Genomic DNA, 12,611 nt, shown 5'->3' with positions numbered 1-12,611 from the left:
GGATTCAACCGGCGCCGACAACAGCCACTCACCGAACAACGTGCTCAGGCGAACCGGCATCCGATCGAAGGTCTCAACGGCGACAATCCGGTGGCTATCGTCGCGCCCCGCCTTCAACACGAACCGACGCGGAACCTGCCCGATGTACTCGTTCCATATCGACCCGATTGTGGCGCGGGTCTCGGCGGAGCGAGCTACGCGGTCACGGCAGACTTCCAGGGCGCGGTCAGCGTTCGTCGTCACCGCAGAACTGTAGCGGCGCACCCTGACAGATGAACCTGGTACGACACGCCGGCCCCGAAGGGCGATCCAGCACCAGGGAGTGTGGAAGGCGACGGCGATCGCCTCGACGCCCACAGCGACAGTACGAGTGGTTGGGCCGCGATGACTATTGCGCGTTCCACTCCTCATCGTCGTGGGCGTAGTCGTATCGAGGGCGACAATGGAAAACGCTGCGCAACTCCTCGTCGTCCATGACGTAGAACTCGTTCGCGACGCGCCACGCGATACCACGGTTGACCCGTAGGAACGCCGTCTTGACCCCACACGGATCATCGACCTTGCAGACGCCACACTTCTTGTGGTGATCCTCATTCATATGGTCCTTCGTGAACATCACCAGGACTTCCAACCATCGGTCGCGGGTTGAGTAGATCCGTCTCAGACGACGTTCCGGGTCGGGGATCGACGTCAATTCATTGTCTGACCCACCACCTGACCCCCATACCGCGATCTCGTCGAGCAGGTCATTGCCAAGTCGATTCATCTCTCGCTTGGTAAGGCAGGGAGCTTGCTGATCGCACTCGCGACACCGGCCGCTGTCACTGTCGTCGAGGTGGCCCTTCGTCAGCTCCACGAGCGCGTATCTCGTCTTGCCTAACTTCGACAGCGCCTCGTCGATCTGGTCCTGGAAGTCGACAGGCGGAGGCGATGGGGGCGCGGAATTGAAGGGGCGGACGGGAGTCACCGCGACCTGTCGGGCGCGCTCGCGCTGCTGTTCGACCTTTCTACGGTCGACGCCCATGTGGTGCAGCAGCGCCTTCTGATCCTTCACCGACAGGATGGAGCTGTAAGCCTTCGGTTTGACGTTGGCCTTCGTGCGATATTCAAGGAATCCCGGGCGCGATAGACCGTGGTGATTCTGGAAGTTGCGCACGAGCATGGGTGAGAGCGTTTCGTCATCTGACAAAGGGGCAATCCTCCTGGTGCGGCGCCGCCACCAAGACTTCACCGACCCCGATGTGACCGACCCCCCAATTACGGGCACAAGTCACCCTCTAGGCTGAACCGGGATCGCCAAATACGCGTCGAGCCCGGTCGGAGTCCGCTTCGGCAGGGCCTCGGCGTCTCTGGGCAGACCGGGTGTGCCTGCCGTCCACCATCCTAGGCGGCGGCTCCGATAACAACCTCCATCACGCCTGCCGAAACTCGGCGCTTCACGCGGACCCGGCACTACCCCATCAACCCAGCCGCCACGGTGGCCCCCAGTTCCCAGCACCTCTGGACGTCGTCCTTGGTCGGCTTGCCGGAGACGACGACGTCGGCGGCGGCGCGCGCCCATCCGAGGCCCGTCGTGATCGAGTCCACCGCCCGCACGGCGCCCTCACCACCCTCGTTGGCGTGCAGGTACAGCCCGAACGGGCGGCCCTGCGTCGAGTCGAGGATCTGGTAGTACGACGTATCGAAGGCGTGCTTCAACGCTCCGCTGATGTACCCGAGATTCGCCGGCGTGCCCAGTACGTAACCGTCAGCGTCGAGGAAATCGCTCGCCGTCACCGCCAGCGCGGCCCGACGCACCACGTCGACGCCGGTGATGTCTGGATCGGTCGCACCCGCCACCACCGCCTCGAACATCTCCTGGCAGTGCGGCGACGGCGTGTGGTGCACGATCAGCAGTCGAGCCATCGATGTCCCTTCCTAGTCACCTGCACGGCGGCCGGTAAAGGCCAGCAAACGATCGACGGGCTGCTGCGACACCGGGACCAACGCCGGTCCAAACGCCCCGAAAGCTCGGATCCGCTCAATCGGCGAAGCCGCGTCGGCGAGCACGAACTCGACCACCGCATCCGACGGCTCCCACGGCACGCCGAGCCCCACGCACAGATCCTGGGAGTGCAACACCATTTCCATCACCCGCATCGCGAGCAGTTCACTGCCCGGGCACGGCCCGGCACGGTGGTCGACGGTCGCGTCGAGGTCGGCCGCGTCCATCGCCTCTCGCATCATCGATTCGTAGCGCCAGAACTGCGCCACCGCGTCGTCGGCCACGTAGTCGTTGCCGCGAGTCACCGCGGTATCGGCGGCGCTGGATCCGGCGAACAACATCGCGTAGCGGTGTCCCCCGCCAATCACGTGATCGATCAGCTCGCGGTTGCTCCAGTCCCCGCATCCGCTCGGCGAGTCCATCGCCTCGGCGTCGGTCTGCGCGACGAGGGCCGCCCAGTCCTGCGCGGCCTCCTCCAACGCCTCCACCGCGTTCATGTCCCTGACACCGCCCGGTACTGCGCGACGGCGGTCTTCATCATCTGACGCGCTCGTGTGCGGTCGCCGGCGTAGTCGTAGGCACGGGCGATGCGGTAGGTGTTGACCCAGTCGTCGGGGTCGGCCTCCCACTCGGTGCGCACCTGCTCGAACAACTCGTCGGCTGCCTCGCGCTCGATACGACCCGACGCGCGTCGCGGCAGCTCGGAGACGTCGAGGTCGCGCCCAACTTCTTGGGCCGCAGCCACCAGCCGCTGGTGCCAGAGCCCCGCCGCCAGCGTCGAATAGATCATCCAGGCGCCCAGCACAGGCAAGATCAGCACCCCGATCCCGACGCCGATCCCGGCCGCGGTCCCCGAGGCGATCAACTGGAAGCCGCGCCAGCCGAGGATCACCATGTACATGATCAGGCCGACGACGAGCAGGCCGATCATCAGCAACGTCGGCGTGGCACTGCGCTTGGCCGAATCGGCGCTCATCGTCGACGCTCCTACGACAGGTTCATGAACGCATCGAGCCCGACGGTCAGCCCCGCGTGCGCACCGACCTCGCGCACGCCCAGCAGGACGCCGGGCACGAACGATGTGCGGTCCATCGAGTCGTGCCGGATGGTCAGCGTCTCCCCCTGCGTGCCGAACAGCACCTCCTGATGGGCGACCAACCCGGACAGTCGGATCGAATGCACGTGGACATCCCCGACGACGGCTCCGCGCGCACCCTCCAAACCGGTCGACGTAGCGTCAGGCATCGGCGCCAGGCCGGCCTCGGCGCGCGCGGCCGCGATCAGCTCCGCGGTGCGCCCGGCTGTTCCCGACGGCGCATCGGCCTTCTGTGGATGATGCAGCTCGATGACCTCGACGGAGTCGAAGAAGCGTGCGGCCTGCTGCGCGAAGTGCATCGAGAGGATGGCGCCGATGGCGAAGTTCGGCGCGATGAGGACGCCGACGCCGGGCTTGGCGTCGACCCACGCCCGGACCTGCTCGAGTCGCTCGGCGGTGAACCCGGTGGTCCCGACGACCGCGTGGATCCCGTTGTCGATGAGGAAGCGCAGATTGTCCATGACGACATCGGGATGGGTGAAGTCGACGACGACCTGCGTGCCCGAGTCGACGAATGCCGAGAGCGCATCGTCCTTGTCGACGCCGACGGTGAACTCGGTGTCCGCGGCAGCCTGCACACCGGCGACAATCGCCTGCCCGACCTTGCCGTTGCTGCCGAGCACGCCGACCCTGATGCTGTCCGCCATGAAACACCTTTCCTCACCGATGTGACCCCGCCAGTCTAGTGAGACGACGCGAGAGAGTGACCCACCCGATCCAGATAGCGGCCGCCGCCGCCGCGGGTACTCTCCACGCATGGCCGTCTTCCTGCGCAAGCTCCTCGGTGTCGGCAAGCTGCCCGACGACATGAGGGCCGCCGTCGAATCCGAAGGAGTGGTCTTCCTCGAGGAGTCCGTCCCCGTCACCTTCAGGTTCTCCGGCAAGGTGCCGGGCAAGTCGTCGGCCAGCAACATCCGCGGCTACGTCGGTGCGCTGGCCCTGACGAAGCAACGGGTCCTCGGCACACTGTCGACCGTGCCCAAACAGGCGGGACGTGCTGTCGACTACCCGTGGCACGGGTCTCGCGGTTCGATGGTGACCGCCACACTCGACGGGACCGGCCTACTGCTCGACCTGCCCAACCTCTCCGTCCTCGATCCGAAGTTCACGGGAAATCTGTCGCTGCACTACAAGGTGGCGCTGTCAGACGACGTGTTGGCACGCCTACCACTGCGCACCTTCGCCTACGACGTACCGCCGGGGTTCGTCTATTCAGTCGTCGGAGTCCGCCCCCGTTGAGCCGCGTCAGTCGGCCAAGTGGTGCTTGGGCTCGGCCGGGAAACGCTGCACCCACGGCGCCGCCTCCTCCAACTGGGCGGCCAGCTGCAGTAGCGCACCGTCGGAGCCGAGGGCACCGTTGAACTGCACGCCCAGCGGAAGGCCGTCGTCGGTCCAGTAGACGGGGACGTTGATCGCGGGGCGGCCGGTCATATTCGCCATCTGGGTATAGGGCACCCAACCGAGGTTGTCGACGATCATCTGCTCGATGACACCGGTCGCCAACAGCGCCTTGCCGCCGTGAATCCGGTGCACCAGCCGCGAGGCCACCTGCAGCGGCGCTGCGGTCTCCAACTCCCCGATCTTGACCGGCTTGCGCGCGATCGTCGGCGTCAGGAAGAAGTCGTGCTCGGTGTAGAACGCCTCCATCGCGTGCGTGTACTCGACGACCTTCGCCAATGCCTGCAAGGCCCCGACGGCGCCGTTGGCCCGCCCGATCTCGGCCATGGCGAGGGTGTCGGACTCGAAGTCGCCGTCCTTGGCGCCCGTGCGCGCCTTGATGTCGGCGAGCTGTCCGGCCAGCTGGGCGAACCAGATGTTCAGGAAGGTCTCCGCCAGCGCCTTGTCGTCGTAAGGGGGCTTGACCTCCTCGACGTGGTGGCCCAGATCGGTCAGCAGCTGCGCCGTCGCCTCGACGGCCTTGACCGCCTCCGGGTCGGGCTTGGCGGTGATAGCCGACTGGGCGGAGAAGCCGATCCTGAGCTTGCGAGGCTTCTTCTTGATCACCTCGACGAACTTGCGCGACGGCATCGCACCGGCAAAGTCCGCGAGCTGGTTGCGCCCGATGATGGCATCCATCAGCCCAGCGTTGTCGCGCACGGTCCGCGCCACGACACCGTGGACCGCCATACCGAACATGGGCTCGCCGGTCTGCGGTCCGTAGGGCGTCAGGCCGCGACTCGGCTTCAGGCCGACCAGACCGTTGCACCCGGCCGGGATGCGGATCGAGCCACCGCCGTCGTTCGCACCGGCCGCGGGCACGACACCCGCCGCGACCGCCGACGCCGATCCGCCCGACGACCCGCCCGGCGTGCGCCTGGTGTCCCACGGATTACGGCACGGGCCCCACAGCTTCGACTCGGTGATGCCCTTGGCACCCAACTCCGGTGTCGCCGTCTTACCGAAGACCACCAGACCCGCGTCGAGGAAGCGTTGGGTGACCAGGGCGTTCTCCGTGGCGACGTCGTTGCGCAGGGCTCGCGATCCACAGGTCGTCGGATAGCCCTTGTACTCCTGTGACAAGTCCTTGATGAGGAACGGCACGCCGGCGAACGGGCCCGACAGGTCGCCCTTGACCTGCGCGTCGGCCTCTCTGTCGACGGGGATGACGATCGCGTTGAGCTTGCCGTTGACCTGCTGGGCCCGCTTGCGGGCGAGCGCCAGCAGTTCCTTCGGCGTGACTTCCTTGGCGGCGACCAGCTCGGCCAGGCCGGTCGCATCGTGGCTCATGTACTCGTCGAGGTTCATGGGCCCGAGCCTAATTGCCATCAGCGCGTGGTGGTGCCAATCTCGGCCACCGTTGCGTCGGTCAGCGCCACCAGGTCTGCGGGCGCCAACTCGACGTCGAGACCGCGGCGCCCACCGGAGACGAACACGGTGTCCCACAGGTCGGCGGTCTCGTCGAGGACCGTGCGGTGGGGGCGCTTCTGCCCGATCGGAGAGATGCCGCCGACGACGTATCCGGTGGCGCGCGCGGCGACGGTGGGGTCGGCCATCCGTGCCTTCTTGCCGCCCAGTGCCGCGGCGAGGGCCTTGAGGTCCAGCGACTCGGTCACCGGCACAATGCCGACGCAGAGCTCCCCGTCGACGTCGGCGAGCAGTGTTTTGAACACCCGCTCGGCGTCGACCCCCAACGCCGCCGCGGCCTCCAGTCCGTAGGACGCCGCTCGCGGATCGTGCTCGTATTCATGGACCGAGAAGGCCGCGCCCGCTGCGCGCAGCGCGGTGATCGCTGGTGTTCCGGTGGCCACGGCCGCCACCCTAGACCAGGCCAGATACCCTTCTCCTCACAAGATCGCATTCACAGTCTCGAGGGGTGTCATGTCCGGAGTCTCACGGCGCGGGTTCCTGCGCGCATCGGCGACCACGGCAGCCGGTGTGGGGCTGATCGGCGCCGCCGGCACGACGACCCGACCCGGCCACGCTCACGCGGCACCTTCCGGTTACCTCGTCGGCGCGGGCAAGGGCGACTTGACCGGCGCCATCGCCGGCCAGGGAATGATGGGCTACTCCGACATGGACCAGGTGGCCAACGGCCTTCTGCAGCGCACCTGGGCGCGCGCGTTCATCATCGCCGACGCCGCGACGGGCAAGCGAGTGCTGTTCATCACCGCCGATCTCGCCTGCGTGTTCACCTCCCACCACTCCCTGCTTCTAGCGGAGTTGGCCAAGCGCTACGGCGACACCTACAACCTGCACAACGTCAATATCAACGCGACCCACAACCACAACTCGTGCGGCGGGACGTCGTGGGACTACGCGTACGTCCTCGCCGCGAAGGGCCACCGGCACAACTCGCTGGTCGCGGAGATGGCCGGATTGCTCGACGCCGTCGAGCAGGCGCACAGCAGTCTCGCACCGGGCACCGTCGAACTCGGGCACTCCGAGCTGCACAACGCGAGTGCGAACCGCTCCCAGCCGGCCTTCATCCTCAACCCCGCTGCCGATCAGCGCCACTTCCCGCAGCGGATCGACCCTCAGGTCACAGCACTGCGACTGCGGCAGGGCGGGTCTGTGATCGGCGAGATCACGTGGTTCGCGACGCACGGCACGTCGCTGACCGACGCCAACTTCCTCATCTCCTCGGACAACAAGGGCTACGCCGCCTACCTCGCCGAGCAGCGCGCCCCCGGCGTCATCAGCGCCCATGCCCAGACCAATGCCGGCGACATGACGCCCAATCTGTGGCTGCGCAAGATGCACCCTGGCGGCCCAACCGCAAACAACCGGACCAACCGCATCATCATCGGGCAGCGACAGGACCGCGCTTCGCAACGCGCACTCGGCTCCGCGTCGACGATGAGTCGTAGCGGGGTCGATTCCTCCGCGCGGTACGTCAACCTTGCCGACGTCGCGATCAGCGGGGACTTCACCCCGAGTGGTCGCCCGGCCCGCACGTCGCCGGCGATGATGGGTGCCGCCGCTGCGGCGACGAGCCAGGAGGACAACACCCGCAGCCAGTTGGGCTTCCTCAATGAGGGCTTCCGCAACGAGTTCGCGATGGCCCTGGGCGCAGGCGCGACCCCGACGCCGGAGCCGTGGATCATCGACAACCAGGCGCCCAAGGCCATCCTTTTCCCGCTCGGAACCCTTCCGCCACGGCCCTGGATCGAGCAAACGCTACCGCTGCAGCTCATCCGCATCGGTGATCTGGTGCTGGCCGCTGTGCCCGCCGAGGCGACGATCGTGGCCGGATTGCGCATCCGGCGCGTCGTCGCCGACGCACTGGGCGTACCGCTGCACAACGTCCTGCTGCAGGGGTACTCGAACGGCTACAGCCAGTACGTGACGACGCCCGAGGAATACGTCTCACAGCAGTACGAGGGCGGCGAGACGATGTTCGGACGCTGGACGCTCTGCGCCTACCAGCAGGAGTTCCACGGCATGGCCCGCGCGATGGCGCGCGGGGCGCGACTGTCGACCGGTCCTCGGCCGGCCGACAACTCGGGGATGCAGCCCGATCTGTTGGGCGCCCAGCCCGCCGATACCCCGATCCCGGGCAAGCGCTTCGGCGACGTCGTCTCCGCGCCTGCGGGCCGCGCCCGCGGCGGTGACACGGTGCGGGTGGTGTTCTGCGGCGCCTTCCCGACCAACCGGATCCGCCGAGGCCGCAACACCAAGGGCTACTTCGCCGTCGAGAAGCGCACCGCGACCGGCTGGACGACCGCCTTCAACGACGACCACGAGTCGACGGAACTGCACTGGGCACGTCCGGCGGGCAACGACTCCGCATCGCTGACGACGATCGTCTGGCGCATCCCCCGTGGTACCGCCGGCACGTACCGGATCCGCTACTACGGCGACGCGAAGGCACCGTCGGGAGCGCTGCGGGAATTCACCGGGACAACGGGACCGATCACCGTCGGCTGATTGAGCACCCTCTCGCCGATCCTTGACTGTGACGTAACGTCACAGCGCACGATGGAGGCATGAAGGTCTCCGAGCTCGCGGACCTGGCCGACACCACCGTTCGCACGGTCCGTCACTACCACCACCTCGGTTTGCTCGATGTGCCCGCGACCGTCGGCGGTGCGCGCGACTACGGCCTCGATCATCTCGCCAGGGTGCTCCGCATCCGGTGGCTGGTCACGAGCGGGTTGTCCCTCACCGCGATCCGGGACTTGCTTCCGGCCGCCGGTCCACTGGATTCCGAAGCCGTCGTCGGTGAACTCACCGACGTCCTCGCCGACATCGACCGACATCTCGCACGACTGCAGGCCACGCGCTCGAGCATCTGCGTGCTCATCGAACGGACCGAGAACGACGAGGACGTGTCTCCCCTACCGGCCGGACTCTCCGCGTTCTACCGGCGGCTCGCCGAACGAATGCCCGACGACCGATCGCGACAGGCGATGGAGATGGAACGGTCGATGGCCACCGTATTGGCGGTGCGCGGGCAGCTGCCTCCGGCAGTCGACGACCTCATCGCCGCACTCGATGCCGACGACGAGGACGACATCGTCAGTATCTTCGAATCGATGGCGCGCATCGCCGAGGACGCCGACGACCTCGAGGCACGCGACTTGGTCACCGCGGCCGTGTCCCGGTCGATGGCCAAACACCCCGATTTGTTCGCCGAAGTACTCGCCGCGATCACCGTTTCCGACGGAGGGACAGTCACCTCCCTGGGTACCCGCCTGGTACGGATCGCATTCCCCGACGTCGACGTCGAAGCCCTGGCATCGGAATGGCTCGGGCGTCTCGGTGCCCAGCACCCGCCGATCGCCGACGAGGCGCCGCGCTCATGAACCAGATCGATGTTCGGGGGATGATCAAGCGGTTCGGGTCGCTCATCGCCGTCGACCGCCTCGACCTGGCGGTCTCACCGGGGCAGGTGCACGGATTCCTCGGCCCCAACGGTGCCGGCAAATCCACCACGATTCGCACGCTTCTCGGCCTCTATCACGCCGACGCCGGATCGATCACCGTCCTGGGTGCCGATCCCGCCCGCGAGGCATCGACCATCAACCGCCGGATCTCCTACGTCGCCGGTGACGTCGTCCTCTGGCCCAATCTGACCGGCGCCGAGGTCCTCGATGCGCTCGCCGGACTGCGCGGTGCCCGCCGCCCCGATGTCGAGGCCGACCTGATCGGGCGCTTCGATTTCGACCCCGACAAGAGGGTGCGGACCTATTCCAAAGGGAACCGGCAGAAGCTCGCGCTGATAGCGGCCTTCGCAGCGCCCACCGAACTCCTGATCCTCGACGAGCCAACGTCGGGACTCGACCCGCTCATGGAACGCCTCTTCGGTTCGTTGGTCTCCGAGGCCGCCGCCGACGGCCGCGGTGTGTTGCTGTCGAGCCACATCCTCGCCGAGGTCGACCGGCTGTGCGACTACGTCACCATCATCAAGGACGGTCGGCAGGTCGAGTCGGCACCGCTCTCGGCACTGCGACACCTCTCGGCGACCACGATCCGCGTCGGCTCACCGCCACCCGGGCTCGTCGACGACATCGCGACGCTCGGCCTCTCTCCGTCGGAATCGGTTTCCGACGCCGCCGATGCGGAGGTCGGCTGGGCAGTCCCGCGCGGCGAGGTCCCCCACGTCCTGGGCGTCCTATCGGCGCGAGGGGTCACCGATGTGACCTGCACCCCCGCGAGCCTGGAAGAACTGTTCTTGCGGCACTACGGGACGGGCGTGACATGACCGTGCTCGCGACACCCTCGACGACCCTCGGATCGGACCTGCGCGGACTCGGCCCGCTGCTGCGCCTGACGGTTCGCCGGTACCGGCTGCGGTTGGCTTGCTGGCTGGTGCCGATCATCGGCCTCGTCGCCGTCACCGCGCCGAGCTACAAGAGCGCCTATCCCGACCTCGCCTCACGCGCCTCCCTCGTCGACAGCCTGCGGGGCAATGACGCCACCAAAGTCCTGTACGGACAGCTCCCGCTGCCTGGCACCCTCGGCCAACTGGCGCAATGGGAGATGGGCACCTACGTAATCCTGCTGACCGCCGTGATGACACTGACCCTCGCCGTGTCGATGACTCGGGTCGACGAGGACCAGGGGCGCGCCGAGGTGGTCGCGACCGCCGGCCTCGGGCGGTGGACGCCGACGACAACGATCGCGATGGTGCTCATCGCAACGAACGCGATACTCGGTTTGGGTGCAGGCCTTGTCCTGGCGTTGCAGGCCGTGGGCTCCACCGAAATGACCGTCGCCGGCGCGGCTGCATTTGGGCTGGTCGTCGCGATGACCGGTATCGGCGTCGGTGCCACGACACTGGTGGTGTCGGAACTCTTCTGGGACGCGTCCTCGACGCGCCGAGCGGCTTGGGCCGTGCTCGCGGCAGCGTTTGCTGCCCGGGTGGGCGCCGATCTGACCCCGTGGCACTGGCTTCGCGCGGTGACCTGGTTCGGCATCAAAGACGCAGTCGCCCCGTACACCCACAACAACGCGGGCCCGTTAGTAGCCGCGGCAATGGTCTCCGCGGCGTTGTTCACGACGGCTTTCGCCGCCCGTTCCCGCCGGGAGTTCGGCGCCGGTCTCCTCGCCCCGGTGTCGCATCGGCCGCGCCGGCTGGCAGGGGTGTCGCCGTCGTCGCTGATATGGCGCCTCAACCGCGGCTCGCTGCTCCTCTGGTGTCTGCCGGTAGCCGGCATCGCCGCCTTGTTCGGCGGAATGAGCCATGCGCTCATCACACTGGTCGGCACCGACTCGGCGACCGGGTCGATGTTCGACGACCTGTCGTCGGCGACCGATCCAGTGCGTCAGTACTTCTCGTTCAGCTACGTGTTCATCGGGCTGCTCCCGATGGTTTACGGGGTGCTGGCGGTGCTGCGCGCCTGCGCCGAGGAACGCAGTGGTCTGCTCGACACGGAGTTGGCAACCGGAATCCGCCGGGCCGGACCGCTTCTCGCACGGATCGTGCTCGCCGTAGTCGGGTCGATCGTCCTGCTGGTGGTCGGCGCGGCCATGCAGGCGGCGCTCACCTATGCCGTTGCCGACGGTGGGACGGCACGATGGGCCCTCGCGTACCCGCTGGCCCAAGCGCCCGGAATACTCGCGGCGATCGGGATCGCCGCCGCCGCGGTGGGTTGGCTTCCCCGGCAGTCGTCGATCGTCTGGGCGGTCGTCGCGTGGAGTGCATTCACCGCGGTGTTCGCCGAACTGCTCAGACTGCCGGCGTGGGCACGTTCATTCAGCCTGTTGGGCCACGGGCCCGATGCCGTTTCCAGTGGTGTCAGTGGATGGATGCCCTGGACCGCCGTGGCAATGCCCATCGTCGTCGCAGTTATTGGAATAGCGGCGGGGCTGGCGGGGATGAAGCAGCGCGACATCGTCGCAACGTAGTTCCAAACAACGAACAGCGCGGTGGATCGTGACCATGTAGAGGTCACAATCCACCGCGCTGGGGCGATGCTGGCGATCAGGCGTCGGCAGGTGCCTCATCGGCGACGGGGACGAGGCTGATCTTGCCGCGCTCGTCGATGTCGGCGATCTCCACGCGCAGCTTCGAGCCGACGTTCACGACGTCCTCGACCTTGTCGATGCGCTTGCCCTTGCCGAGCTTGGAGATGTGCACCAGGCCGTCGCGGCCCGGGAGCAGCGAGACGAACGCGCCGAAGGCGGTGGTCTTGACGACCGTGCCCAGGAAGCGCTCGCCGACCTTCGGCAGCTGCGGGTTGGCGATGGCGTTGATCTTGTCGATCGCGGCCTGCGCCGACGGGCCGTCGGTCGCACCGACGAACACGGTGCCGTCGTCCTCGATGGAGATGTTGGCGCCGGTCTCCTCGGTGATGCCGTTGATCGTCTTGCCCTTGGGCCCGATCAGCTCGCCGATCTTGTCCATCGGGATCTTGATGGTCGTGATGCGCGGTGCGTACGGGCTCATCTCGTCGGGCTCGTCGATGGCCTCGGCCATGACGTCGAGGATTGTTAGACGGGCGTCGCGCGCCTGGCTCAACGCACCGGCGAGAACCTTCGACGGGATGCCGTCGAGCTTCGTGTCGAGCTGCAGCGCGGTCACGAAGTCCTTGGTACCGGCAACCTTGAAGTCCATGTCGCCGAACGCATCCTCGGCGCCGAGGATGT

14 protein-coding genes are annotated in these 12,611 nt (G+C 67.3%); 5 read left to right on the top strand and 9 right to left on the bottom strand.

Going from position 1 to position 12,611, the window contains the following annotated elements:
* From B4L26_RS09470 to dapB, 6 genes are all read right to left on the bottom strand, one after another.
* On the bottom strand, positions 1–357 hold a 357-nt coding region (locus B4L26_RS09470; RefSeq protein ID WP_290718333.1), incomplete at its 3' end, for a hypothetical protein.
* A 31-nt stretch (positions 358–388) separates the two neighbouring features.
* On the bottom strand, positions 389–1,162 hold the full coding sequence (locus tag B4L26_RS09465; protein WP_290718331.1) for a hypothetical protein: 774 nt from the start codon (positions 1,160–1,162) through the stop codon (positions 389–391).
* Positions 1,163–1,452: 290 nt separating this feature from the next.
* Positions 1,453–1,905, bottom strand: a complete 453-nt coding sequence (locus tag B4L26_RS09460) for a flavodoxin family protein (RefSeq protein WP_290718329.1) — start codon at positions 1,903–1,905, stop codon at positions 1,453–1,455.
* 12 nt (positions 1,906–1,917) lie between these two features.
* Positions 1,918–2,481: a TIGR03086 family metal-binding protein gene (locus B4L26_RS09455; protein ID WP_290718327.1), complete on the bottom strand. Its 564-nt coding sequence runs from the start codon at positions 2,479–2,481 to the stop codon at positions 1,918–1,920.
* Positions 2,478–2,960: a hypothetical protein gene (locus B4L26_RS09450; protein ID WP_290718325.1), complete on the bottom strand. Its 483-nt coding sequence runs from the start codon at positions 2,958–2,960 to the stop codon at positions 2,478–2,480. Before B4L26_RS09450 ends, B4L26_RS09455 begins: the two co-directional genes overlap by 4 nt.
* Positions 2,961–2,971: 11 nt before the next feature.
* Positions 2,972–3,727, bottom strand: coding sequence for a 4-hydroxy-tetrahydrodipicolinate reductase (gene dapB / locus B4L26_RS09445; RefSeq protein WP_290718323.1), 756 nt, complete (start codon positions 3,725–3,727; stop codon positions 2,972–2,974).
* Positions 3,728–3,836: 109 nt separating this feature from the next.
* Between dapB and B4L26_RS09440 the strand changes: the two genes are divergently transcribed.
* Positions 3,837–4,319: a hypothetical protein gene (locus tag B4L26_RS09440; protein ID WP_290718321.1), complete on the top strand. Its 483-nt coding sequence runs from the start codon at positions 3,837–3,839 to the stop codon at positions 4,317–4,319.
* Between the two features lie 6 nt (positions 4,320–4,325).
* Here B4L26_RS09440 and B4L26_RS09435 read toward each other — a convergent pair whose 3' ends face one another.
* Positions 4,326–5,825, bottom strand: coding sequence for an amidase (locus B4L26_RS09435; protein ID WP_290718319.1), 1,500 nt, complete (start codon positions 5,823–5,825; stop codon positions 4,326–4,328).
* A gap of 20 nt (positions 5,826–5,845) precedes the next feature.
* Positions 5,846–6,328, bottom strand: a complete 483-nt coding sequence (gene ybaK / locus B4L26_RS09430; RefSeq protein ID WP_290718317.1) for a Cys-tRNA(Pro) deacylase — start codon at positions 6,326–6,328, stop codon at positions 5,846–5,848.
* A 70-nt stretch (positions 6,329–6,398) separates the two neighbouring features.
* Between ybaK and B4L26_RS09425 the strand changes: the two genes are divergently transcribed.
* From B4L26_RS09425 to B4L26_RS09410, 4 genes are read left to right on the top strand one after another with little or no spacing between them, the layout of a single operon-like run.
* The gene (locus B4L26_RS09425) at positions 6,399–8,447 is read left to right on the top strand and encodes a neutral/alkaline non-lysosomal ceramidase N-terminal domain-containing protein (protein ID WP_290718315.1); all 2,049 of its coding nucleotides are present in this window, start codon (positions 6,399–6,401) and stop codon (positions 8,445–8,447) included.
* Between the two features lie 59 nt (positions 8,448–8,506).
* Entirely contained in the window at positions 8,507–9,325 is an 819-nt protein-coding gene (locus B4L26_RS09420; RefSeq protein ID WP_290718313.1) for a MerR family transcriptional regulator, read from the top strand.
* Complete coding sequence (locus tag B4L26_RS09415) at positions 9,322–10,224, top strand: ABC transporter ATP-binding protein (RefSeq protein WP_290718311.1); 903 nt, start codon at positions 9,322–9,324, stop codon at positions 10,222–10,224. Before B4L26_RS09420 ends, B4L26_RS09415 begins: the two co-directional genes overlap by 4 nt.
* Positions 10,221–11,870, top strand: coding sequence for a hypothetical protein (locus B4L26_RS09410; protein ID WP_290718309.1), 1,650 nt, complete (start codon positions 10,221–10,223; stop codon positions 11,868–11,870). Before B4L26_RS09415 ends, B4L26_RS09410 begins: the two co-directional genes overlap by 4 nt.
* Positions 11,871–11,946: 76 nt before the next feature.
* On the opposite strand, the gene B4L26_RS09405 is transcribed toward B4L26_RS09410, so the two are convergent.
* Positions 11,947–12,611: S1 RNA-binding domain-containing protein (locus B4L26_RS09405; RefSeq protein WP_290718307.1), on the bottom strand; the 665-nt coding region annotated here is incomplete at its 5' end.

It is taken from the genome of Gordonia sp. UBA7599, from assembly GCA_002477755.1.
Classification (GTDB): domain Bacteria; phylum Actinomycetota; class Actinomycetes; order Mycobacteriales; family Mycobacteriaceae; genus Gordonia.
This window is presented reverse-complemented; position numbering and strand designations above follow the sequence as displayed.